The organism is Spirosoma sp. KCTC 42546 (assembly GCF_006965485.1).
Classification (GTDB): Bacteria; Bacteroidota; Bacteroidia; order Cytophagales; family Spirosomataceae; genus Spirosoma.
Genome location: NZ_CP041360.1, coordinates 1,137,401 through 1,162,813, shown reverse-complemented (window position 1 = coordinate 1,162,813; position 25,413 = coordinate 1,137,401). Strand labels below are relative to the sequence as shown.

Here is a 25,413-nt window from a genome sequence, read left to right as displayed (position 1 = left end):
TACCCACCTTTTTCCATCCCGTTCATGTCTACCAGCAACACAACGCAACCCGGCAGCAGGCCTTTCATTGATTACTTCTACAAATGGGAGCGCGAGAAAGCCGATCAGGTGTATCTGCGGCAACCCGTTGGCGATAGTTATATCGACTACACCTGGGCGGAGGTGGGCAGGCAGGCTCGCTCGATGGCCAGCTATCTGCGTTCGCTCGATCTGCCCCCACAAAGTCCCATTGGGCTGGTCTCTAAAAACTGTCCCCATTGGCTTATTGCCGACATTGCGATTCTCATCAGCGGCCATATTTCCGTTCCGTTTTATCCCACCTTAACGGCCGACCAACTCCAGTCGGTACTGGAACACAGCCAGTGTACGGTGTTGTTTGTGGGAAAAGTAGACAACTGGGATACTATGCGGATGGGTATACCCGCTAATGTGCTGTGCATCGCTTTTCCCGACAACCAGCCCGATTTTGCCCTGCGTTCCTGGAATGAGATTCTGGACACCTATCCGCCCATGGTCGACAGTCCGAAACCGACGCTGGATGACCTATTCACGATTATTTATACCTCTGGCACAACGGGCACTCCCAAAGGGGTTATGCTCGACTACCGGGCTGCTGCCCACATTGCCGAATCAGCCCGAGCCAAAACATTCCAGGATTTACCAAATGCCCGTTTTTTTTCGTACCTCCCCCTTTGCCATGTGGCTGAACGGAACATTGTCGAAGCCATTGGCCTGATCACGGGGGGTACTATTTACTTTGTTGAATCGCTCGCCACCTTTGGCAAAAATCTGGCGGCAGCCCGTCCAACTCATTTTCTGGCCGTGCCCCGCATCTGGACAAAATTTCAGCAGGGTGTTCTGGCCAGTATGCCCCAATCCAGATTGAGCAGGTTGCTTCGTATACCCGTCGTATCCAGCCTGGTTAAGCGAAAAATCCGTCAGCGATTGGGGCTTAACGATACCGTCATGATTCTGACCGGGGCCGCTCCTACTCCGATTCCACTGATTCGGTGGTTTCGGCAATTGGGGATCTGTATTCAGGAAAACTACGGCATGACGGAAAATCTGGGGGCCGTTTCCATGATGCCAGCCGATCGGATCAAGGATGGAACCGTAGGGCGGGTCAACGACGGGATGAACGTTCGGATTGATCCGGCTACCGGCGAAATCCTCACCCAGGGTGCCTGGAATATGCGGGGATACTACCGCGATCCAGCGCTAACCGCCAAAACGCTGACGGCCGATAACTGGCTCCATACGGGCGACGTCGGGGAACTTGACGCCGACGGTTATCTCCGAATTACGGGCCGACTCAACGACCTGTACAAGAGCCCAAAAGGTGAATTCATTAATCCCACAAAACTGGAATTCGGCTTTAGTGAGAATCAACTCGTCGATCAAATCTGCGTAATAGGTGCCCAGTTGCCTCAGCCTATTGCCTTGCTGGTACTTTCGGACATTGGCCAGAAGACGCCCCCGACCGATGTAGTCAAAAGCTTGACCGATACGCTAACAAACTTGAATAGCCAGCTACCAGCCTATGAGCGCCTGAAGAAGATCATTCTCGTTAAGGACGCCTGGACGGTAGACAACAACCTGATGACACCCACCCTGAAAATCAAGCGCAAGGAGGTCGAGAAACGCTACCAGTCATTGATCAACGCCTGGTATGAGCAGGACGAGGTTATTACGTGGGAAGCCAGTTAATAATGCTATAGTAAAAAACAGAAATTAAGGTATCAAGATTTTACGCTCATCCAGGGGTATCTATTTATGATCAGGGCTTTCTCATAAAACCTTTTTAGAATCATAAACTGAATTAAGGAGTGGAAGCTGTCAGCGAACCGGTCCATTTTGATGACCATATTAATTATCCTCATACGTAAGCCGTTTCGGCAATCACGCAACAGAGCACAATAGCTTATGGTGCTATACCTCTTTCTGCACAGGCAGGTAAACCTGAAATGTACTCCCTCTGCCAGGCTGACTATTGGCAGTGATAGCTCCTCCGTGGCGTTCAACAATCTTCTGACTAATAGCAAGTCCAATGCCTGACCCTGCATACTGACTTCGACCATTCAATCGCTGGAAGACCTGAAAAATACGATCAAGGTATTTCTCATCGAACCCGATGCCATTATCAGTTATAGAAATTTCGGAGAACCAGGAATTTGCAGGCTTAGTTTTTTCCGATTTAGCAGGAAGCAGCAATCCAGATGGCACATTGGATCGCTCAATCAACCGGCTGCTTACGGTAATAACGGGTGTCGTGTCGATCGGGCAAAATTTGATGGCATTGGAAAGAATATTCTGGAATAGCTGACGCATCTGCAACAGGTCGGCCATAATAACGGGCAGTTTACCGAGTTGTATCTGGGCCTTACGCTGGTGTATCGTTTCCCAGAGTTCATGCTCCTGCAACTCCTGAATCAAACTGGCTATAGTAACAGGCACAAATGAATCCTGATGGGTTTCTACCTGCGAGTAGGCTAATAAGTCCTGAATAAGCAGCCGCATCCGAATGGCCGACGCGTTAATTCGGGAAACAATGTCGGCTGTGGCTGTATCAAATTGGCTGGCATACTGAGTGTCCAGAATATCGGAGAAGGAAATTATTTTACGAAGTGGCTCCTGCAAATCATGCGACGCAACGAACGCAAATGACTGGAGGTTTTCATTGGATCGTTTCAGTTCGATATTAGCCCGTTCGAGCTGATGCTGGTATTGATGCATGGGCGTACTATCCTGAGCCGCTAATACAATGCCATCGCCGAAGCGGGCTACCGAGAAATCATACCAGCGATCAGCCCAGGGAACTTCCACACGTCGGGGAATTCCTGTTTCAATAACCTGCTTACACTGCTCAAATAAGGGCGTTTCCAGCGAACCAGGCATGTACTTAGAAATACGCCGGTACTGAATCTTTTCAATTGGATTTTGAAGTATATCAGCAGCCATCTGATTCAGTTTCATCATGCGCAGGTCGATAATCTCGCCAGCTTCGTTCCGGATACTTTTGTTCATCACCAGGGCTGCGGGCGTCATGTTCATCACCTGCTCCAGTAAATCAGCATTTTGCTGTTGCACCAGTTCAGCTTCTTTGTAAGCGGTTACATCAATGTACGTATACAGTAGGCAGTCGTCCACACAGCTAAACGAGCCATCAAACCAGCCTTTTATACCGTAACTCTCGTAGAAGAACGTAATCCGGCTGAGTTGTTTCGTCTCAACGGCGTCTACATAGCGTCGGAACAAGTCCGACTCCTGCCAGCCTGCGAATAAATCACCAACCAGCGCACCTGTCATCTCGGCCACCGACCTCCCCGTGATGCGGGCATTGTATTCGTTCGTCAGCACGTACTGAAAGTCGATGATTTGATTGTGCTCATCCCGGATGGGCCGGGCCAGCAATAGCCCCGCCTGGGTGTTGTCGATCACCTGCTGATAGATCGAGTTCTGGTAGAGTTTATCCCGCTGAGCCTGCAAGTCAGCCTGTTTACTGGCCGTAAGGTCGTCGTAGGTCACTAAAACACCATCGTCCAGTTTAACCACCAGCAGGTCATACTGCCGAGTCGTACCTGCCTGTTTCCACGAATCATCCATCCGGAACCGAACCGATCGCCCGAACTCGACAACAAGGCTGAATTGCCGGATTAGATATTGAGCGTCGTTGTCGGCAACTAGCTGACTGAGCGATCGGCCAACCAGTTCAAGTTGAGGACGCCCCCACATGGTCGATGCCGGATCATTCAGCATAACCAGCCGGAAGTCGATGAGCTGGCCATCGGGATCACGTTGCGCATGGTACAGCACTACGCCATTGGCTGGTGAAAACTCATCCGTATTATGTAACAGGCGGGTAGGGGTAGAAACGGATTTCATAATGAAAATGAATGAGTTGGCAACTCACAATCTGTTGTTACATAACACGAAGTGAAGCAAACAAATATAGCTAAGTATGATGATCGACTAATTATATATCTTCATGTTTAGCCGTTTTATAGTAAAAACTGGTGTCAGCTATCCATACTGACCTCTGCCCGCTCCGCTCCCCTGGCAATGGCTGAGAATACCCGTTGGACCAGTTACCCACGCCAGCAAAAAACGTGCTTAACATTTTTTAACAGCCTACTAATCAACGAAAAAGCTGAACAAACCGTGTTAGTCAATACCTTCACGGCGACAAACGCTCTCGCTAGCCGTGAAGGTATCGACCCCGTAAATCGTTCGCTTTATGTTCCGTAATTATATCAAAATCGCAGTTCGTAATCTCCTTCGACGGCGGTTCTATGCGTTGGTAACACTACTTGGCCTGACAGTAGGCATTACTTTTTTGCTATTGATTGGCAATTACATTCAGGGCGAACTGGCGGTAAATAAAACCCTTCGCAATGCCAGTCAGCAGTATCTGGTGCGGAGCCACTGGAAAGAAGCAACGATGGGTATGGACATTACGACACTGTCGCCCATTGGACCCACGCTCAAGCGATTATATCCTGGTCTGGTTGCCAACTATTACCGGTTCTACGGTATAACAGCCATCATTTCAAACGGCGAGAAGCATTTCCGGCAAAGCATTGAAGTGGGTGACTCGACGCTATTACCGATGTTTGGTTTTCCCATGGCCTACGGCGATCCCAAAACCGCCCTCCGAGACCCAAACTCCATCGTGATTACAGCAGCTGTTGCCCAGAAGTTTTTCGGCAAAATCGATGTGCTCCGGCAACAGCTAACCGTACAGACACCGGCAGGAGGCAAACAAGTATTTACCGTAACGGGGGTGTTACAGAACCAGCCGAAGAATAGCGTTACAGATCTGGTTGGCATAAAAGACGAGGTCTTTATTCCGATGCGCAACGTCAGTTATTTTGCCCCGGAAGCCGGAATAAACTCCTGGCAGAACCAATACATCCCGAACTTTCTGGAACTACAACCGGGCGTCACTGCCGACCAACTGACCCAACCGATTGCCAACGTTCTGGCGACCTATGCCCCACCGGGTTTCAAGGAAAATCTGGAGGTATCCCTTAGCCCACTGGAAACATTCTATCTGAAAGGCAACAAGGGTCTGGTCGAAAAGATGGTCCTTACGCTGACCATTATTGCGGTTTTTATTCTGTTAATGGCGGTAGTCAATTTTGTGAATATCACCATCGGCATCTCGGCAACACGGCTACGGGAAATTGGCGTTCGGAAAGCACTGGGTGGGCTGAAGAAACAACTGATTGGCCAATTCCTGGCCGAAGCGCTTTTGTTAACAACTGTTGCTACGTTACTGGCTCTGGGATGCCACGAAGTGTTCCGATCAACCTTTGCCGACTTGCTGGAGCGGCCAATCCCATCACTGATTAGCTGGTCGCCGGTTGCCTTTGTGGGCTTAATGGTTGGCGTATTAGTAGTTGCCCTACTGGCGGGTGGTTATCCAGCCTTTGTGTTGTCGAGTATGCCGTCTGTCGAGTCATTGAAGGGAAAGTTAACGGCATCGGTACAGAAAGGAATCGGGCTTCGTCGGGCGTTAATCGTGTTTCAGTTTACGGTCGCTATTTTGGTGTTTGTGGGTGCCATGGTGATCAGTCGGCAGGTCGCTTATTTTTTCAGTAAAGACTTAGGGTATCAGAAAGACCAGATCATGACGGTAGCCTCTGTCCCGCGCGACTGGTCGAAAGATGGGGTGCAACGGATGGAAGGTATTCGGGATCAACTGGCACGTATTCCCGGTGTAAGCGACGTAAGTTTTTCGTTCGTTGTGCCCGATGGACGAAGCAGCGGCAGTGGCCAATTATTCCGGCAGGGCCGCGACAGTACGCAGGCAACAACCGTTGATATACTAACCACCGACGAACACTTTGCACAAACATACGGGCTCCAATTACAGGAAGGCCAGTTTTTCCACGCGAACGGCGGAGGGTATGATTCCACACGCGTTGTAATCAACGAATCGGCAGCCAAGGCTCTGGGCTGGAGCAATCCCACTAAGGCCATTGGTCAACTGGTTCGGTTGCAGGGCGGGAGTTTTACGTGTCGGGTAGATGGGGTGCTGAAAGATTTTCACTTTGGATCGTTACACCAAACGATCAATCCACTCATCTTTTTTCATGTCCGGGCAAACCCCATTTATCGCTATTTCTCCTTCAAACTTTCGGCGGGTAGTGGTGAGCATTTACAGAAAACTGTAGCCGCAATTAATCAGGAATGGACGCGACTGTTTCCGGATGCACCGTTCGAGTATTCGTTCATGGACGATACGCTCCAGAAGCTTTACCAGACCGAAAAACAACTCCAAAAAGCATCCCGACTGGCCACTACGCTGGCGCTGATTATTGTGCTGTTAGGGGTATTAGGTCTGGTATCGTTGAACGTGACCCGGCGCACCAAAGAAATCGGCATTCGCAAAGTACTGGGCTCTTCAACCATCAGTATTGTCAATTTATTCATGAAAGAATTTGTGCTGATTCTGCTGATTGCCAACGTCATTGCCTGGCCGCTTGCTTATTATTTATTGAGCGATTGGTTAGCTCATTTCGCCTACCGAACTGATTTGGCCTGGTCGCCTTTTGTGCTGGTGGCGTGTATTCTAGCGCTGTTGACGGGAGCGGTGGTCAGTGCCCAGGCCATCCGGGCGGCCCTGGTGAACCCGGTGAAGAGTTTGCGAAGTGAGTAGCTTCGACCGTTTCAGTACGGTACTACAGGAATTGATTCATATCTAATTGCAGGATTTCCGAAAAAGAAGTTGACTGAGTCAGGCCACCATCCCCTTTGATGTATCGATACCATTGGTCAGCGACATAATCATACACAAATCCTTCTTTGATGCCATAATCGTCGGCGTCAAGCAAGGCAATTACTTTTTTGAGGTCTTTACGAAGACCGTCAGAATGGCAAACCTCTATGATGATGGGTGTTGTTCGCGCTTCATTGTCATACAAAATTAAGTCGGGAACCGGCGAGGCCTGGCCTTCATCGAGCATTGTTTCAGGCAATGGCTCAAGCTGGATGACATGCTCGCGATAAAAGAGCGGCCCTAGCCCTGAGTTTAGTTTGGAAATGACCCGTTGATGCGCTTTGGGGCCATATACGCTCATGTCATCATTAACAAGAGCAAATTCAATAGTGCCTGGATTATACATAGTGCTTGCTGTATGTAAACAAATTTAGCAAAAAAAGTTATGTTCCGCTCATACCTCAAAATCGCCCTCCGCAACCTGCGTTCGCAACGCGGGTATACGGCGCTAAACGTAGTGGGTCTCACCATCGGCATGGCGGGTGGGCTGCTCCTATTTCTATTTATCCGGCACCATCTTAGCACCGATCGCTACCACACTAAATTCGATCGTATGTACCGGATTGTATTGGATCTTCACCTTGATGATGGGTCTGTTGAACAGTATCCCGAAGCGCCACTGCCCATGGCAAAAACCCTGCGAACCGACTATCCGCAGGTGGAACAGGCCGCTTTTCTGTGCGTAAATCGGTCATTGACGGTTAGCGTAATCCAACCCGGCCAGATGGCTCCCACGCGCTTTCTGGAACACGACGGCACGGCCCTTGCTGAAGGAGAATTATTCCAGATTTTCGACTACCAGTGGCTGGGTGGTGATCCAAAAACGGCCCTCAGTGCGCCCAATACGGTTGTACTGACCGAGTCATGGGCCAAACGCTATTTCGGCAGTAACAATCCTATAGGCCAAGTCATCGAGTTGGATCACAAAGTCAACGCGACCGTAACGGGCCTTATCGCCGATCCGACCAAACCCACCGATACCAACATTGGTCTGTTCATTTCCATGCCCACCATTCGGCAACTCGACCCCGAGTTTAATGTGAATGAGTGGGGGCAGTTGAACAGCAATTATCGGCTGTACTGCACCCTGAAAGACAACACGCCGGCTACTGCCCAAAAACTGGAAACCACCTTCCCGGCGCTGTCGAAAAAGCACTTTGGCGACGTCGCGAATGCGTTCCATTTTCACATACAGCCGCTGGCCGATGTACATTTCGATGTAAATCGAGTGGGTGGTGTTATTCGACTATCCTTGATCTGGTCGTTGGGATTGATTGGCCTGTTTTTGATTCTGACGGCCTGCATCAATTTTGTCAATCTGGCCACAGCGCAGGCATTCCGGCGTAGTAAAGAGGTGGGGGTTCGTAAAACGCTGGGTAGTTCACGCGCGCAACTGGCATGGCAGTTTCTGCTCGAAACCAGTATGATTGTGGTGATGGCTACGATGCTGGCCGGATTGGTGGCGTTTCTGAGTCTGCCGCTATTCAGCAACTGGGTTCATATCCCGCTTGCCTTCACGACCGATGTATCGATGCTGCTGTTCATCGGGCTTTTGATGGTCACGGTTATCGTTCTGGCGGGTGGCTATCCGGCTTTTGTGTTGTCAGGATTTAGTCCCTGGGCGAGTCTGCGGGGCAAACTGACGGCAACATCGGTCGGCGGATACTCGCTGCGGCAGGGGTTGGTGATTCTACAGTTCGTCGTCTGTCAGGCGTTACTGGTCGGGGCGCTGGTGGTGATGCGACAGATGCAGTTTATCCGGCAAACCGACCTGGGTTTTCAGCAGGATAATGTATTGATTGTCAACCTTCCTTTTTCCGAAAAGAAATCATGGCAGGCTTTCAAAAGCGAACTGAGCCAGTACCCAGACATCAAGGCGGTGACCTTACAATATCGACCACCCTCGGCTAAAGTCATGAACGGCGGCTCGTTCAAATTCGGCCCCAAAAATGACTGGACCAACTTCCCCGCCCGGGAGCGACTCGCCGATGCGGATTATCTAAAAACCTACAACTTACAATTGGTGGCGGGTCGTAACATCGTTGAAGGCGATTCGATTCGGGAGTATGTCATCAACGAAACACTGCTCCATAAGCTCGGCTTTCGTAATCCGCAGGATATTCTTGGCAAACGGATGCAATATTATTTATCGTCGGTGCCGCTGCCCATTGTCGGTGTCGTTAAAGATTTCCACCTGAAATCACTGCACGAAGCCATCGCACCCTGCTTCATTGCGTCGTTTCCCAACATGTATCAGCAGGCGGGCATCCGAATTTCAGGCGTGTCATCAACGCAGACGCTGGCCCATATTCGGAGCGTCTGGCAACGCTTATATCCAACGGATGTATTTGAGTATGAATTTCTGAACGATCAACTCGCGAAGTTTTACGAAACCGAAACGACCATTTCACAACTCGTCAATGTATTCGCGCTAATGGCGATGGTCATCTGCGGACTTGGGCTGTATGGGCTTGTGGCATTCACGGTTGGGCAACGCACCAAAGAAATTGGTATCCGCAAAGTGTTGGGTGCGTCGGTCGCCAGCATCGTTGGACTGCTCTCCAAAGATTTTCTGAAGCTAGTCGTGGTCGCCATTGTTCTGGCTTCGCCCATCGCCTGGTGGGCCATGCGCACCTGGTTGCAGGGCTTCGCCTACAAGATCGACATTGCCTGGTGGGTATTCGCGCTGGCAGGGCTATTCGCCACCGGCATTGCACTCCTGACGGTAAGTTTTCAGAGCGTGAAAGCGGCCCTGATGAATCCGGTGAAGAGTTTGCGGAGTGAGTAGCGTGGAGCATGGTGCCGGGCAGACCGAGCGCCACGCTACTTTTCCCGCTCCTCCCTTTCCTCCTTCCTCCCCCTTACTCCTTCTTTCCTCTCCTCCTTATGCTCCAAAATTATTTCAAAATTGCGCTACGTACGCTACTAGCCAACCGACTGTATAGTGGGATTAATGTCATTGGTCTATCGGTCAGTATGGCCTGCTGTCTGCTGATTACCCTGTATGTCTGGAACGAACTCAGCTACGACCGATTTCATGAACGAGCTAATTCTATTTACCGAATTACCACCCGCTTCAAAACAGCAGACTCCGATGATGGGCTGGCTTCGTCAAGCCACCAACTTGCCCCTCAACTCAGGCAAACGATTCCCGAACTAACGGAAACCGTTCGATTTAAGGCGTTGCCAGTGGCTACAATCCGGAGCGGCACTAAACTGGTGAACGAAGCGGATATTTATCAGGTCGACAAAAGCGTCTTTACTGTATTCTCGTATCGACTACTTTCTGGCAGTAAGGCCGCGTTAGATAAACCCAACAGCGTTGTGCTCACACAGCGTCTGGCGCAGAAATACTTCGGCACCACCGAACCGGTTGGTAAACTACTGAGAATAAATAATCAGGCTTACCTCGTTACTGGTGTTTTACAAAACCCGCCTATCAATACAGACCTTAAATTCAGCGCGTTGTTAACCTGGAAGGAAGTAAGCCCCACCGCCGAAGATCTATTCGACACGTCCTGTTATACCTTTCTGCTCCTTCAGGATCAGGCCAAGGCCGGGGAGCTCAGCAAGAAACTGGCACAATTCGACCAGACGCAGATTGCCCCCCGCATTAAAGCATTGGGATACGATTTTCGGATTGAACACCAGTTACAGGCGCTTACTGATTTACATTTTATTGATGGCTTATTTGATGACACACCCAAAGGAAGCAAAACGTATCTGACCATTTTTGCAATCGTAGCTGCGTTTATTCTGCTTGTAGCCTGTATCAATTACGTAAATATGTACGTGGCGCAATCCATTAAGCGTCAGAAAGAAGTGGGGGTTCGAAAAGTAGTTGGCGCGGGGAGACGTCAGTTAGTCGGTCAATTTCTGGGTGAAGCCCTGCTCCTGATTAGCCTTAGTGCTGGTTTTTCGCTCGTTGTTATGGCAGCAATTCGACCGATGTTCGAGCAACTGACGGCTGTTCCGCTGGGGTTCCCCGGCTGGTCGTTTGTAGCGGCTGGGGTAGGTATAGTTGGGCTGGTCGGTTTGCTGGCAGGACTTTACCCCGCCATTTTCCTCGCTGGTAGTCGCAGCTCATTAGTATTGAAAGGCTCAGCAGGTTTGGCAGGTAAGCAATACGTCCGTAAGACATTAGTCGTTTTTCAGTTCACCTTATCCATTACCCTGATTGTTAGTACACTGGTGGTCAGCCAGCAAACCGATTACCTGCGAAGCAAAGACCCAGGATTCACGAAAGAGCAGGTTCTGGTGGTAAATGTACCTGCTGACGAATCCATTCGACAGAAAATGCAGGTCTTGAAAACGGCTCTGGCAAAAGATAGTCGGGTTAATGGAGTATCGCTTGGAATAAACCCCATTACGTACGATGCCAAAACCAGTATACTGAAAGAATCAAATGGGCAGAAAGCGGATCGGCTTATTTTATCCGCACGGATTGATGACAGCTTTCTTACTCTATTGAAAATTAGGCTAGTAGCCGGACAAAACTTTGACGCTACGATTCCGTCTGACAAAAAACGGGAGGTGATTGTGAATGAACGCTTTATAAAGTGGATGGGCTGGACACAGGCCAATGCCGTAGGGCGTATCATTAAGTCGTCGGGTGGAGATGCCCCTCCCCGGCGCGTCATAGGTGTGGTTGCCGATTATCATTTTGCTTCCCTGCACAATCAAATCGAACCGATCATGCTGATCTATCAAACCGATAGCCCGCCCAATGTGCTGGTTCGGGTTAAAACGGCAGACGTTGGCGCTGTCCGATCCATTTGGGAAAGCCTCATTCCCAACTACCCCTTCGAAGCCAACTTTCTCGATACGTTAGTCAACCAGCAGTACCAGCGGGAAGAAAAGGCAAAAATTCTCCTGAGTTGGTTTTCCGCTCTGATTATTTTCATTGCCTGTCTGGGCCTTTTCGGACTGGCCACCTTTACCACGGAACAACGCACCAAAGAAATCGGTATCCGTAAAGTGCTGGGTGCATCGGTCGCCAGTATCGTCGGTCTACTCTCCAAAGATTTCCTAAAACTGGTCGTGGTCGCTATTGTTCTGGCTTCGCCCATCGCCTGGTGGGCCATGCGCACCTGGTTGCAGGGCTTCGCCTACAAGATCGACATCGCCTGGTGGGTATTCGCCCTGGCGGGATTGCTGGCCACGGGAATCGCACTCCTGACGGTAAGTTTTCAAAGCGTAAAAGCGGCCCTGATGAATCCGGTGAAGAGTTTGCGGAGTGAGTAGTCAGAACCGGGATTTTTATGATTTTATTGACCGACTATGATTCCTTTTTATTATGCTTTCTTTGAAAGCCTTATTTTGAAATCATAGTCGGTCAATAAAATCATAAAAATCCCGGTTCTGACACTGTCCGCAACTGTCCGTCTGGCGTCCGTTTACGGACAACGCTTTCTACAAAAACAAAAATACATACTGATAATCAAGTAGTTAATTTTTTGGTACAGCATTTGGGCAACGTTCTATGGCGCCAATTACTGTATTCCTCATGCTACGCAATTATCTGCTGATCGCTTTTCGCAATTTGCGGAAACACAAGACATTCGGGTTTATCAACATTACCGGCGTTGCTGTAGGGCTGGCGTGTTTTCTGCTCATTGCCCTGTACGTGAAGGATGAACTGAGCTACGACCGTTATAACACCAAGGCAGACCGTATCTACCGCGTTGCCCGAACCTTCCTCTCATCGGATGGGACTGCCTCGCTGAAACTGGCGCAGGCTGCACCGCCATTTGGCCCGCTGATTAAACAGGATTTTCCGGAGGCAGAGCAAGTCGTGCGCACAATCAGTAACGATGGGCTGGTTCGCTACGGCGAACACTCGTTCAACGAAGAGGACATGTACTTTGCCGAATCGAATCTGTTCAAGGTATTCGATTTTAATCTAATCAGCGGAAACCCCGACCTTGCCCTGGTCAATCCATTTTCCATTATGTTCTCCCGACCAATGGCGGAGAAGTACTTCGGTAATGAGAATCCAATAGGGAAAACCGTTCGATTGAATAACCAGTTCGACATGACCGTTACGGGTGTTTATGAACCCTTACCCGCTCAGTCGCATTTTCATCCCACCATTTTAATTTCGCTCTCCACCTTTAACGATAACCGGGTTTACGGGGCTGAACAACTGCGAACCAGTTACAGCAACAACTCCTTCAATACCTATATGCTGTTAAGGCCCGGTGCCGACCCCAAGCGCATCGAAGCGGCTTTCCCGGCTTTTCAGGACAAACATGTTCCGCCTGAAGAAGGGCGTAAAGCGTCACTCTGGTCAGTACTGAATCTGCAAAAACTCACCGATATCCACCTGCGTTCGCATACGGATTCGGAAGTGGAGCCAACCGGCGATATCAGTTATATCTATTTGTTTTCGGCCATTGGACTATTCATTCTGTTGATCGCCTGCATCAACTACATGAATCTGGCAACAGCCCGTTCGGCAGGGCGGGCCAAAGAGGTTGGGATGCGCAAGGTTGTAGGGGCTTTGCGCGCCCAGCTCATTGGTCAGTTCTTGAGCGAATCCGTCGTGCTGGTAACGATCGCCCTGGGCATCGCGAGCCTGCTGGTGGTTCTCTTTCTACCAGCCCTCAACGACTTCACGCATAAGCAACTGGTGTTTAAGCAATTGCTCGACCCAGGGTTTCTGGGCATTGTACTTGGTATTACGCTGTTGACAGGCCTGGTAGCGGGCAGCTATCCGGCGTTCTTCCTCACATCCTTCCGGCCACTGGGTGTATTGAAAGGACAGATTGCCTCCACCATGCGCACTGGCAAACTGCGTCAGGTGCTGGTTATAACCCAGTTCGCGATTGCCATTGTCCTGATTATCAGCACAGCGGTTGTTTACAACCAGATGAAGTACATTCAGGACTATCGGCTGGGTTATGCCAAAGATCAGGTCCTGCTACTACCAGATGTGGGCGATTCGACAACGAATTACGAAACCCTCAAACAGCAGCTTATCCAGACGGGCGTTGTACGGGATATGGGCCGCTCATCCCGAATTCCATCGGGTCGGTTACTGGATTCGTATGGAGCTATGGCCATGAAAGGCGACACGATGGCGCCGGTAAAGATTAACCTGCGTGGGCTGAGTGTCGATTACGATTTCATTCCAGCGTATCAGATTGGTATGGCTGCCGGACGAAACTTCTCCCGTTCCCATTCTACCGATACGTCGATGGTTGTGTTGAATGAAACGGCTGTTCGGCAATTAGGCTGGACGCCCGAACAAGCCATTGGTAAACCATTTCAGTATGGCCCCGCTAAGGGACAGATCATTGGTGTAACGAAAGACGTTCACTTTGAGTCATTGCATCAGCAAATGGCCGCTCTTGCCATGATTCTGAGACCCGGTCAGCTCAATTGGCTGTCGGTTCCCCTGAAAGGCTCTGTCCCAGCCGCTTTACAGCGTGTTGAAACCGTCTGGAAACAGTTCTTCCCGGAACGCCCGTTCGACTACCAGTTTCTGGATGCCCGATTCGACCGTCTTTACGCTCGTGAGCAAACACAGCAAACGCTATTCAGCGTCTTTGCCGGGGTAGCCATTCTGATTTCGTGTCTGGGCTTGTTTGGTCTGTCGATGTTCATGGCCGAACAGCGCACCAAGGAAATCGGCATTCGCAAAGTACTGGGCGCGTCGGAAGTAAGCCTGGTGGCCATGTTCTCCAAAGACTTTATGAAGCTGGTGATTGTGGCGCTGCTTATTGCTTCGCCCGTGGCCTGGTATGCTATGCACACCTGGCTCAACGATTTCGCCTACCGCACCGACATTCACTGGTGGGTGTTCCTACTGGCTGGTGGACTCACCGTACTCATTGCCTTACTAACCGTGAGCTTCCAAAGCGTGAAAGCGGCCCTGACGAATCCGGTAAAGAGTTTACGAAGTGAATAAATTGCGCGGGGCAGGGAGCACGGAGCCGGGAATAGCAGCCCCTGCCCCCTGCCCCCTGCCCCCTGCTCCACGTCCCTACCCTATGCTAAAAAACTACATCAAGATTGCTTGGCGGAATCTCTGGAAACATAAGCTGTTTTCGTTTATCAACATCTTTGGCCTTGCCTCAGGGCTAGTGGTGTGTTTTCTGTCCATCGCACACATCAAAGGGTCGTTTGATTACGATAATTTCCACCCCAATCGGGACCGGACGTACCGAATTCTGACCGATGTAGTGGGGCAGGATAACGACGTTACGCCTTTCGCTACATCGCCCATGCCGCTGGCGGAGGTGTTGAAACGTGATTACCCGTTTGTGGAAGAAGCCACCCGTGCCGCTAAAACATACGGGGAATTTTCGAGCACCCACAAGCGATTTACGACGGTATCCTATGCCGTTGACCCAGGTTTCTTTCGCATTTTCGGCTACAAATTGGCGAAAGGCCGACCCGCAACGGAGCCCAATACGGTTGTGCTCACGCGCAAAACCGCCGAAAAGTTTTTTGGTACCGCGAATCCGGTCGGGCAGGTTCTGCAAAATACGGAGCTTGGCCAGTTCACAGTTACGGGTGTATTGGCCAATATGCCGGTTAAATCACATCTGGATTTTGATATGCTGTTTTCGTTGCAGACGCCCTGGAATCCGCAACAGCGCGCCTCGTTTGCCGACTGGCGCAACTATCAGACCTGCCACACCTATGTTCTGCTGAAACCCGGCACGGCTGCCGACGCACTCGAAAAAGTCCTGCCAGGTGTAGTTGGGCGGGCAACGAATAAGCTACGTTTTAAAACCGAAAAAGGGTACACTCTACGCGTTCAGCCATTCACGAAACTGTCGCCCGCTCGCCAGGAACTCATGCGTGCTACCCATGAACCACAAGTTGGAGGACTTTTAGTGGAAGCGGGGGTTGGGTTACTAACGCTGTTGCTGGCTGCGTTCAACTACATAAACCTGACGCTGGCCCGGTCGCTGAGTCGTGCCCGTGAGGTGGGTATTCGGAAGGTAGCTGGGGCCATTCGCTGGCAACTGGTTGGGCAATTCATGGCCGAGTCGATTATTTTATCGCTACTGGCGCTGGGACTAGCCTATGTTATGCTCGAATTCATCAAGCCTATGGCTTTCGTGCAGCAGTGGCTCATTGGGGGTGTTCAGTGGAACTGGCAGCTAACAGCCATTTTTGTGTTGTTCAGCGTGGTAGCCGGTTTGCTGGCGGGCGTTGTACCCGCCCGCGTGTTGTCTGGTTTTCAGCCTTCACAGGTGTTGCGCAGCCAGACAGGACTTCGGGTTATTCGGGGCATTTCACTCCGCAAATCGCTGATCGTCGCTCAGTTCTCCATCTCCCTGATTGCCATGATCGGGCTGCTGTCCATGAGTCGGCAGATGAACTACATGGCCACGGCTGATTATGGTTTTCGACGTGATCGGGTACTGACACTCCCACTTAATACGGTTCCGGCACAGCGGCTGGCCAATGAATTAAACCAATTGGCAGGCGTTGAGCAGGTGTCGGCAACATCCGAATTATTCGGTTCGTTTGGTGAGAGCCGTACTCTGAAGCGGGAACATAACGGTTCCGATTCCTCCATGGCCTTTCTGTGGTCCGTTGATCCGCAATTTGTCTCGACCATGAATCTAACCTTGCTGGCAGGCCAGAATTTGCCAGCGGCATCGGCAGACTCTCTGGCATCAGTAAGCGCAGCAGCGCACAGCCCCGTAACCCGAAGCTCAACTACACAGCTTGCACTCGTCAATGAAGAAGCCGTTAAGGCCTTCCGACTTGGCAATTTTCGGGAAGCGGTGGGTAAATCGCTGTGGCTCAACGATAGCACCGAGATCCAAATTGCCGGGGTGCTGAAAGACTTCCGGTTTACGTCGTTTGCCTGGGCAATCAAACCGCTGATTCTGCGTAACCAACCCGACCAATTTCGCTATCTGACCGTTAGCGTGACGGCTGGTGCCGAAGAGGCCGTCTTAGCCGATACCAAACAGATCTGGAAACGATTGAGTCCCTATGAGCCATTCGCCGGACAGTGGTATACAGACTTTCTGGAACAACGCCATTCACATCCCGAAGACATGGATTTCACGACGCTGCTGCTGGTGTTATCGTTTTCGATTGCCTGCCTGGGTCTGCTGGGTATGGTTACTTACACCACGCAAACCCGCGTGAAGGAAGTGGGCGTCCGAAAAGTGCTGGGTGCCCAGGTCAGTCAGGTTGTCTGGCTACTCTCACGGGATTTTGTGCGATTGCTGCTCATTGCGGCAGCGATTGCTATGCCACTTGGCTATCTGGCAGGCTATGCCTTCCTGAGCAACTTCGCCTATCACGTTAGTATTGGTTTTGAAACGTTCGCACTTTGCTTCGGCAGTTTACTGCTGCTAGGCAGTCTGACCATCGGCATACGAACCTATCGGGCCGCCCTGGAAAACCCGGTAGAAAGCCTTCGATCGGAGTAGTCAGACCGCGCGGGCGGCCCCGCCGGGATTTATGTGATTTTATTGACCGACTATGATTTTGTTTTCGGCTTTGCCGAGGGAATAATAAAAATCATAGTCGGTCAATAAAATCACATAAATCCCGGTTCTGACAGTGTCCGCAACTGAACGAAAACCGTCCGTTTGCGGACACAATTTAGCATTGATCGGATTACAATATACTCAAAGTCAATAGATTACAATCATGGTACGTCATTTGGGTATGTGTCTATAGCTTCTTAGCTTAGTTGTCTAACATCGAGTACCCATGCTGCAAAACTATATCAAAATCGCCTGGCGGAATCTGGTCCGAAACCGCGCGTTTTCTGCCATCAACATCATTGGACTGGCGCTGGGGCTGGCGACTTGTATGCTCATTAGCCTGTTCGTGCTTGATGAACTCAGCTACGACCGCTTCAACGAAAAGGCCGATCGGATTGTGCGCGTTATTTTCCGGGGCTCGATACAGGGCGGAAAAATGAACGAAGCGCACGTGATGCCGCCCGTTGCGAAAACCCTCAAAGCCGATTACCCAGAAGTGCTGGAATCTACTCGATTGCGGGTGGGTGGCGCTCCCTTGATTACGGCTGGCGATAAAACTTTCAAGGATAACGCTATCGCGTATGTAGATTCTAATTTTTTCCAGGTATTTACACTCCCGCTTCTTCAGGGCGATGCCAAAACGGCTTTAATTCGGCCCAATACCGCAATTATTACGCAGTCAATGGCCCGGAAATATTTCGGGAATGGCAATCCGGTTGGCCAGGTCATAACCATTAAAGGCTGGAATACGCCCTATCAAATTACCGGCGTTATAGACAAAGTGCCTACGAACTCGCACTTCCATTTCGACCTGTTTATCTCAATGGCCAGTCACCCGGATGCTCAATCGAATTCCTGGATGACATCCGAATTTCATACCTATCTGGTCTTGCCTAAAGGGTACGATTACCGGCAATTAGAAGCCAAAATGCCGCAGGTGGTGGAGAAATACATGGCTCCCCAGTTGCAGCAGGCAATGGGAATGACCCTGGCTCAATTCCGTCAGAAAGGCAACGACATTGGCCTGTTTCTGGAACCGCTGACCGATATTCATCTGCATTCGGATATGACCATGAATCTGGAAGCGGGAAGTGATATTCGTTACGTCTATATTTTTGGTGCCGTCGCCCTGTTTATGCTGCTCATTGCCTGCATCAATTTCATGAACTTATCCACAGCCGGAGCCTCGAAACGGGCCAAAGAAGTGGGCATTCGGAAGGTGCTAGGCTCCGTTAAAATGGCACTGGCCAATCAATTCCTGATCGAATCGCTCCTACTAACGGCGATTGCCTTGCTCCTGGCCATTGGACTGGTGTACATGGCGTTGCCATTTTTCAACCAGCTAGCGGACAAAGAATTGACCTTAAACTTTACGGAAAATGCCTGGCTATTACCAGCGCTGCTCCTGCTAGGTTTACTGGTCGGTGTATTGGCCGGAAGCTACCCGGCTTTTTTCCTGTCATCCTTCAAGCCAATTGCGGTACTAAAAGGTGGTACGGCATTCCGGAAATTCACGTCGAGCCGAAACAGCATCGGACTACGCAGCGGGTTGGTTGTTTTCCAATTCTTCATTTCGATCTCGCTCATGGTGGGCGCTACGGTAGTGTATCGCCAACTCAGCTACATTCAGAACAAAAAGTTAGGCTACAACAAAGACCAGGTGCTGGTATTACCCGAAACCTGGCTGCTGGGCAAAAAGGAAGATGTATTCCGTAGCCAGATCATGCAGGACCCGCGCGTCGTAAATGTGAGTACGTCGGGCTATTTGCCCGCTGGCCCGAGCAATAACAACAACTTCACGGTTTATCCCGAAACCAATTCCACCCAACTGGTAAAGACCCTCCGCTACGATGTCGATTACAATTACATTCCGACGCTGGGTATGCAACTGGCAGCGGGCCGAAATTTCTCTCAGCACTATGGTACCGATTCGTCGGGCGTGATTCTGAACGAAACAGCCGCCAAGACGTTTGGCTGGGGCGACAAAGCGTTGGGGCACACCATTACCAATGCCAACAACGAAGGACAAAAAACCGCCTACCGCGTCATCGGCATCGTGAAAGATTTTCACTTCAAATCGATGCATGAGCGCATTGCGCCCCTGATCATGGTGTTGAGTCCTAATTCGGGAACCGTGATTGTGAAAGTGAAAACCAAAGATATTGCGGGGTTACTCGCCAGTATGAAACAGCAGTGGAGTCAGCTTATGCCCGATGCCCCTTTTTCATACTCGTTTCTGGATGAGCGCTTTATGGCTACCTATCGGGCAGAACAGAAAATTGGCAGCATCCTCGGCATTTTTGCCGGCCTGACCATTTTCGTTGCCTGCCTGGGCCTGTTCGGACTGGCTACGTTCACGGCTGAGCAACGTACCAAAGAAATTGGCGTTCGGAAAGTACTTGGCGCATCGGTCGGTAGCATTGTGGCTTTACTCTCGAAAGACTTTTTGAAACTGGTAGCCATTGCCATCGTGATTGCCGTACCCGTAGCCTGGTATACCATGAGCCGCTGGCTGGAGGACTTCGCCTACAAAATTGACATTTCGTGGTGGGTATTCGCGCTGGCAGCTGTCCTATCGGTAGGCATTGCCCTATTAACCGTGAGTTTCCAGAGTATCAAAGCTGCGTTAATGAATCCAGTGAAATCACTTCGTTCGGAGTAAAGGGAGGAAGGAGGAGAGGGACGAGCGGGAAGTTAATGCGTTTACACGTTACCCCTCGTCCCTCTCCTCCTTTCTCCCCTTCCTCCTTCCTTCCCATGCTATCAAACTACATCAAAATTGCCCTGCGAATTGTCAGGAAGGATGCTACTTTCAGCCTCATTAATGTGGTAGGCTTAGCCTCTGGCTTGGCGGTGGCACTGCTCATTATCCAGTATGTGCGCTTCGAGCTGAGTTACGAACAGTCAAATCCGCGGGCGAATCAGCTCGTGCGGCTCAGCATAGACTATATGAACGGTGGCACGGTAGATGCGCAGGATGCCGAAACCTTTCCGCCAATTGGTGCCAAAGCCAAACAGGAAATGAACGAGGTGGTCAACTATACCCGCGTCTATGCCCTTCAGAAACCAACTACGACGGTTCAGATTAGCGATCGGTATTATGTAGTCGATAAAGTTTACGCGGTCGATTCTTCCTTTTTCTCGCTGTTCAATTACCCGCTGGTTCGGGGAAGTCGAAATGGTCTTTTTACCAGACCCCGCCAGGCTGTGCTGACCGAAAAAATGGCGTTGACCTACTTCAAGACGCTCGATGTTGTTGGTAAAACCCTGAAAATCCCGAAGTCATCAAGCAGCGTTCTGCTGGAAGTAGTTGGGGTAGTGCCCGATAGCCCGGCCAATACGCACCTGAAATTCGATATGCTGGTCTCCTACCCAACCATGCTGTCGGACTTTGGCGAATGGGAAAACAACTGGAACAACAATAATACGTACACCTATCTACAATTGACCAAAAATGCCCGGTATGAAGGTTTCACTAAATCGCTGGCGGCCTTCAGCGACCGGTTGATCCGCGAAAAGAAGATAACAAATGATCGGGTAATCGGCCAGAAAATTGGCGACATCCACCTGTATTCCCACAAAACCTTTGAAACTGAGCCAAATGGCGAAGCCCGGTCGGTGTACTTTCTGCTGGGTGTCGCGTTTCTGGTGCTGCTGAGTGCCTTTGTCAACTACGTGAATCTGACCACCTCCAAGGCCCTTGATCGGGCGCGGGAAATTGGCATGAGAAAGGTGGTTGGCTCCACCCAGGGGCAGATAAAAGCGCAGATTTTTACGGAAACCATTCTGATCAATCTAGTTGCCGGTGTATTGGCCGTAGGATTGGTATCTACCCTATTGCCGGTATTTATTGAAGTGTCGGGACTACCCGAAGGCTTTACCGTATTCAGGGACGTATTTTTCTGGGAAAGCCTGGGCGCGTTTCTGTTGCTGAGTATTTTACTATCGGGCTTTTACCCGGCCTTTGTGCTGTCTGCCTTTGATCCGGTCACGGTACTCAAAGGTAATTTCTCGCGCTCCACTAAAGGCACCTTGCTGCGTAAGTCATTGGTGGTTTTTCAGTTTACGATTACCCTGATTCTGCTGGTGCAGACGTTCGCAGTGTATTGGCAGGTCAACTTTCTGCGGGAACAAAACTTAGGGGTAAACATGGCTCATACGCTGGTCGTGAAAGCGCCCGTGGGAAACGACGTTCAGCAGGACTACGGGGCATTTCGGCAAATGCTGCTCAACCAGTCGCAGGTAAAGGCGGTATCGCTTTCGAGTACTGTACCAGGGCTAGGGTCTACCCAAATGGGGTCAACGACGGGCCTCAATCTGTCGGATGCTGTGAAGAAAACCTCGTATAATTTTTACCTGACCCGGATCGACACGTCGTTTATCGGCCTGATGGGGATCAAGCTGCTGGCAGGCAAAAACTTCGATCTAACCACCCGGCCCGGTTTTTCGGACACCACGAACCGGCAACTCATTGTCAACGAAGAAACCATCCGGCTCTGGGGCATCCCTACGCCCGCTGAGGCTATTGGCAAGCGGGTAGACTTCTGGGGGCATACCGCAACGATTCGGGGCGTTATCAGCAATTACCACTACGAATCGCCAAAGGCGGCCTACATTCCGATCATCCATATGTATTCACCTAAATTCGATGCGTTTGCCAGCGTGAAGTTTGCGGGCGGCAATGCCAGCGAGCAACTCGCCATGCTGAAGAAGGTGTACCAGGCCAATTTCCCCTATTCACCATTTAGCTATTTCTTCATGGACAGCGAGTACGACAAGCAATACAAGGCTGATGAGCGCTTTCAGCAGGTGTTTGGCGCGCTAACCGGTTTTGCCATCCTTATCTCCTGCTTAGGGCTATTCGGCCTGGCTACGTTTACCGTTGCCAAACGCACGAAGGAGATCGGGATTCGTAAAGTAATCGGGGCCAGTACTACCAACCTAATGATTTTGCTGTCGAAAGACTTTATTAGAACGGTCCTGATTTCTATCGTCATCGGCATTCCCATCACCTACTTTTTAGTCAAAAATTGGCTGGCCAATTACGCAGCCCGAATTGAACTAAGCTGGTGGCTGTTTGCGGTGCCTGCCCTGCTGGTCATGTGTCTGGTACTAGTTTCCATTGGCAGCAAAACGATTGCCACCGCGCTCATGAATCCGGTGAAATCACTTCGTTCCGACTAGTTAATTGACGTCTAAAAACTTACTCAAATCTAAACTAAGTATGTCAGACAGCGCAGATGAATCAACCAGACCACCATTGCCAAGACGATACCGGTACCACTCGGCGGTTTTATAGTTGTAGACAAACCCTTCCAGAATACCATACAACCCACCCTCGATTAATCGGATAACTTTATCGAGGTCGCTTTTTACGGCTCTTGTATGGCATACTTCAATGATGACACGGGTTTGTTCCGTCTCGGCATCATAGAGTATCAGATCGGGTGTAGGACTAGAGATGCCTTCGCCGAGCATGGTTTCAGGAAGTGGTTCATAGGCAATGCTTTTGCGATGATAGTACAATACACCCAGCTCGACGTGCAGTTTGGAGATAACGCGCTGGTGAGTAATTGGGGCATTTACACCCATCTCGTCCTCCATGACGAGGAATTTTTGAGGAATACGATTTGGATAGTCCATATCAGTCTGATTTTATAAAAACACCGCTTGCCAAATATAAGTAAACCAATGCTTAAAAGTTATCTAACTACCGCCCTCCGCGCCCTGAAGCGCAACTGGAGTTATTCGGTCATTAATGTGCTGGGATTAACGCTTAGCCTGGCCTGCTGCCTGCTCCTCTTTCTGGCCATTCGCTACGAACTGAGCTTCGATAAGCACAATGCACATGCCGCCCAAACATATCGGCTTGTTTCGTTTAACAAAAAGAACAACACGGATCGTGGGAATGTAGGTATTCCACTGCCTGCATTAGCCGCCCTTCGGAACGATTTCCCGAACCTGAAGCACGATGTCACGATGGTTAACCGCATTGCCAATGTAGTCGTAACTGTGGGCCAAAAATCGGGTGTACCGGCTAAAAAGTTTCAGGAGGGTGACGGGGTGGTCGCTTTTGTTGAACCCGAATATTTCCGGTTGTTCGATTTCGGCTGGAAAAACGGAAGCCCCCAAACGTCGCTTAATAATCCGAATACGGTTGTGCTCAGTGAGCAAATGGCCCAAAAGTATTTTGGCACGGGCGATCCAATGGGGAAAACCCTGCGTGTCGAGAACAAGATGGATTTTGTCGTGTCGGGCGTTGTGCAGAATCTACCCGCCACGACGAGTATGCCCTTTGAGGTGTTGCTGTCGTTTGCCTCGCTCAAGCAGTTTGGGGCTAGTACCAACTGGGACGACTGGCAGTCAACCTACGGGGGCGCACAGATTTACTTAAAACTCCCCGGCACAGCAGACGATCAGTTAGTTGAGTCGGCGCAGATGGACAAGCAGTTGGTAGCGTTCGTGAACAAATACCAAAAGCCCGAAGACGCCCGCGATCTGGTTTACGCACTACAACCCCTGACCAGCATCCATACTGACACCCGCACCGACAACTACGCCAAGCGAACCCTTAGCATGGAAATGATCTGGGCGATGGGTCTGATTGGTCTGTTTATTCTGATTACGGCCTGTGTCAACTTCATTAATCTGGCTACGGCCCAGGCGATTCGTCGGGCTAAAGAAGTGGGCGTCCGGAAAGTGTTGGGCAGTTCACGCAGTCAATTGGTGCGGCAGTTTTTGGGCGAAACCGGTGTACTGACAGGCATGGCAATGGTATTTGGTTTATTTCTTGCGCAGGCCGCGTTGCCTTACGTAGGCGAGTTGCTCAATATTAAGCCGGGTGCGGCCACCTTGTTCGACCCAACGGTGATTGTCTTTTTAATTACGCTAGGGGTACTCACAACTGCGCTGGCAGGCTTTTACCCGGCGCTGGTTCTATCCGGTTACCAACCTATTCTGGCACTGAAAGGCAAAATTCGGTCATCGGGGCAAGGTGGTATTAATCAATTAACGCTGCGCCGGGGGCTGATTGTGGGGCAGTTTGCCATTTCGCAGTTGCTCATAATCGGAACGATCATTGCGTATTATCAGATGAAGTATTTCCGCTCGGCCGACTTAGGCTACAGCCGGGATGCGGTGCTAGCCGTGAATCTACCCGAGAAAAATCCTGGGCAACTGGAAAGTCTGAAAGCAAAACTGACAGGTCTGCCAGGCATCCAGTCGATTAGTTTCGCCATGACAACACCGTCATCCAGCAGTAACTGGTCAACCGGTTTTCGCTTCGGAAACGCGGATAAAGATTCCGACTATGGCATACTCATGCGTCCCGCCGATACCGCTTATGTTCGCACGTATGGCCTTCACCTGATTGCAGGACGAATGTATCAACCGGGTGATACCATGCGGGAGTTTGTCATCAACGAAGCCTTCATGAAACGCCTGGGCTTTCAGAAACCGGAACAGGTTATCGGTAAGTTCATGACGGTGAATGGTGAAACATTGAAAAAGCCGATTGTTGGCGTCGTCAAGGATTTCAATTCGTTCTCGCTACACCAGCATATTGAACCAATTATACTGACCTCCTATCGCGACCAGTACCGAAGCTTAGGCGTTAAACTCACACCTGGACAAAGTACGGAAGCCATCAGTCAATTGATTGGCAAGGTCGAAACGGCTTGGAATGCGACCTTCCCCGATTTTGTGTTTAAATACGAATTTCTGGATCAGCGACTCGCCAATTTCTACAAAAGCGAAGAGCGGATGTACTCGCTGTTCCAATTGCTGGCCGCTATCGCCATTTTCATTGGCTGTCTGGGGCTTTACGGTGTGGTGGCGTTCATGGCCGAAACCCGAACGAAAGAGGTGGGCATTCGGAAAGCACTGGGGGCAACAACGGCCAATATCTTCGGTCTATTCTCCTTTGATTTCGTCAAACTCGTGCTGGTGGCCCTGGTGCTGAGTTCGCCCCTGGCCTGGTACGTGATGAATCAATGGCTACAGAAATTCGCGTTCAAAATCGACATCGAGTGGTGGATGTTCGCCCTGGCGGGTATCCTTGCAGTTAGCGTTGCGCTGCTCACAGTGAGCTTCCAGAGTATTAAAGCTGCTATGATGAATCCAGTGAAATCATTAAGATCGGAGTAAAGGGAAGAGGGGGATAAA

General features: G+C 50.4%; 12 protein-coding genes. 9 read left to right on the top strand and 3 right to left on the bottom strand.

Annotated features, from left to right (window positions below):
- The first annotated feature begins 24 nt into the window (after window positions 1–24).
- Window positions 25–1,707 carry an AMP-binding protein gene (locus EXU85_RS04740; protein ID WP_142770966.1) on the top strand — a complete coding sequence of 561 codons (1,683 nt, stop codon included), beginning with the start codon at window positions 25–27 and terminating at the stop codon, window positions 1,705–1,707.
- Between the two features lie 222 nt (window positions 1,708–1,929).
- Here the strand turns inward: EXU85_RS04740 and EXU85_RS04735 are convergent, their stop codons facing one another.
- On the bottom strand, window positions 1,930–3,882 hold the full coding sequence (locus tag EXU85_RS04735) for an ATP-binding protein (RefSeq protein WP_142770965.1): 1,953 nt from the start codon (window positions 3,880–3,882) through the stop codon (window positions 1,930–1,932).
- A gap of 352 nt (window positions 3,883–4,234) precedes the next feature.
- Between EXU85_RS04735 and EXU85_RS04730 the strand changes: the two genes are divergently transcribed.
- Window positions 4,235–6,661 carry an ABC transporter permease gene (locus EXU85_RS04730; RefSeq protein ID WP_142770964.1) on the top strand — a complete coding sequence of 809 codons (2,427 nt, stop codon included), beginning with the start codon at window positions 4,235–4,237 and terminating at the stop codon, window positions 6,659–6,661.
- A 22-nt stretch (window positions 6,662–6,683) separates the two neighbouring features.
- On the opposite strand, the gene EXU85_RS04725 is transcribed toward EXU85_RS04730, so the two are convergent.
- Entirely contained in the window at window positions 6,684–7,127 is a 444-nt protein-coding gene (locus tag EXU85_RS04725) for a hypothetical protein (RefSeq protein WP_142770963.1), read from the bottom strand.
- Between the two features lie 39 nt (window positions 7,128–7,166).
- Between EXU85_RS04725 and EXU85_RS04720 the strand changes: the two genes are divergently transcribed.
- The 6 genes from EXU85_RS04720 to EXU85_RS04695 all read left to right on the top strand — a co-directional run bounded on the left by EXU85_RS04720 (window position 7,167) and on the right by EXU85_RS04695 (window position 22,434).
- Window positions 7,167–9,569 carry an ABC transporter permease gene (locus tag EXU85_RS04720; RefSeq protein ID WP_142770962.1) on the top strand — a complete coding sequence of 801 codons (2,403 nt, stop codon included), beginning with the start codon at window positions 7,167–7,169 and terminating at the stop codon, window positions 9,567–9,569.
- Between the two features lie 98 nt (window positions 9,570–9,667).
- Complete coding sequence (locus tag EXU85_RS04715) at window positions 9,668–12,025, top strand: ABC transporter permease (protein WP_142770961.1); 2,358 nt, start codon at window positions 9,668–9,670, stop codon at window positions 12,023–12,025.
- A 262-nt stretch (window positions 12,026–12,287) separates the two neighbouring features.
- A complete protein-coding gene (locus tag EXU85_RS04710; RefSeq protein WP_142770960.1) occupies window positions 12,288–14,693 on the top strand; it encodes an ABC transporter permease in 2,406 nt (801 codons plus the stop codon).
- Between the two features lie 82 nt (window positions 14,694–14,775).
- Complete coding sequence (locus EXU85_RS04705; RefSeq protein WP_142770959.1) at window positions 14,776–17,190, top strand: ABC transporter permease; 2,415 nt, start codon at window positions 14,776–14,778, stop codon at window positions 17,188–17,190.
- 286 nt (window positions 17,191–17,476) lie between these two features.
- Window positions 17,477–19,912, top strand: coding sequence for an ABC transporter permease (locus EXU85_RS04700; RefSeq protein ID WP_142770958.1), 2,436 nt, complete (start codon window positions 17,477–17,479; stop codon window positions 19,910–19,912).
- 35 nt (window positions 19,913–19,947) lie between these two features.
- Window positions 19,948–22,434 (top strand): ABC transporter permease, encoded by a 2,487-nt coding sequence (locus EXU85_RS04695; protein WP_246859432.1) that lies wholly within the window; start codon window positions 19,948–19,950, stop codon window positions 22,432–22,434.
- Here the strand turns inward: EXU85_RS04695 and EXU85_RS04690 are convergent, their stop codons facing one another.
- Window positions 22,435–22,893 (bottom strand): hypothetical protein, encoded by a 459-nt coding sequence (locus EXU85_RS04690; protein WP_142770956.1) that lies wholly within the window; start codon window positions 22,891–22,893, stop codon window positions 22,435–22,437.
- Between the two features lie 48 nt (window positions 22,894–22,941).
- On the opposite strand from EXU85_RS04690, the gene EXU85_RS04685 reads away from it, so the two are divergent.
- Window positions 22,942–25,395: an ABC transporter permease gene (locus tag EXU85_RS04685; protein ID WP_142770955.1), complete on the top strand. Its 2,454-nt coding sequence runs from the start codon at window positions 22,942–22,944 to the stop codon at window positions 25,393–25,395.
- Window positions 25,396–25,413 lie beyond the last annotated feature (18 nt).

Excerpts from the sequence above, each read along its gene's own strand:
- EXU85_RS04740 (WP_142770966.1), top strand. The coding sequence starts at position 25 with ATGTCTACCAGCAACACAACGCAACCCGGCAGCAGGCCTTTCATTGAT.
- EXU85_RS04735 (WP_142770965.1), bottom strand. The coding sequence starts at position 3,882 with ATGAAATCCGTTTCTACCCCTACCCGCCTGTTACATAATACGGATGAG.
- EXU85_RS04730 (WP_142770964.1), top strand. The coding sequence starts at position 4,235 with ATGTTCCGTAATTATATCAAAATCGCAGTTCGTAATCTCCTTCGACGG.
- EXU85_RS04725 (WP_142770963.1), bottom strand. The coding sequence starts at position 7,127 with ATGTATAATCCAGGCACTATTGAATTTGCTCTTGTTAATGATGACATG.
- EXU85_RS04720 (WP_142770962.1), top strand. The coding sequence starts at position 7,167 with ATGTTCCGCTCATACCTCAAAATCGCCCTCCGCAACCTGCGTTCGCAA.
- EXU85_RS04715 (WP_142770961.1), top strand. The coding sequence starts at position 9,668 with ATGCTCCAAAATTATTTCAAAATTGCGCTACGTACGCTACTAGCCAAC.
- EXU85_RS04710 (WP_142770960.1), top strand. The coding sequence starts at position 12,288 with ATGCTACGCAATTATCTGCTGATCGCTTTTCGCAATTTGCGGAAACAC.
- EXU85_RS04705 (WP_142770959.1), top strand. The coding sequence starts at position 14,776 with ATGCTAAAAAACTACATCAAGATTGCTTGGCGGAATCTCTGGAAACAT.
- EXU85_RS04700 (WP_142770958.1), top strand. The coding sequence starts at position 17,477 with ATGCTGCAAAACTATATCAAAATCGCCTGGCGGAATCTGGTCCGAAAC.
- EXU85_RS04695 (WP_246859432.1), top strand. The coding sequence starts at position 19,948 with ATGCGTTTACACGTTACCCCTCGTCCCTCTCCTCCTTTCTCCCCTTCC.
- EXU85_RS04690 (WP_142770956.1), bottom strand. The coding sequence starts at position 22,893 with ATGGACTATCCAAATCGTATTCCTCAAAAATTCCTCGTCATGGAGGAC.
- EXU85_RS04685 (WP_142770955.1), top strand. The coding sequence starts at position 22,942 with ATGCTTAAAAGTTATCTAACTACCGCCCTCCGCGCCCTGAAGCGCAAC.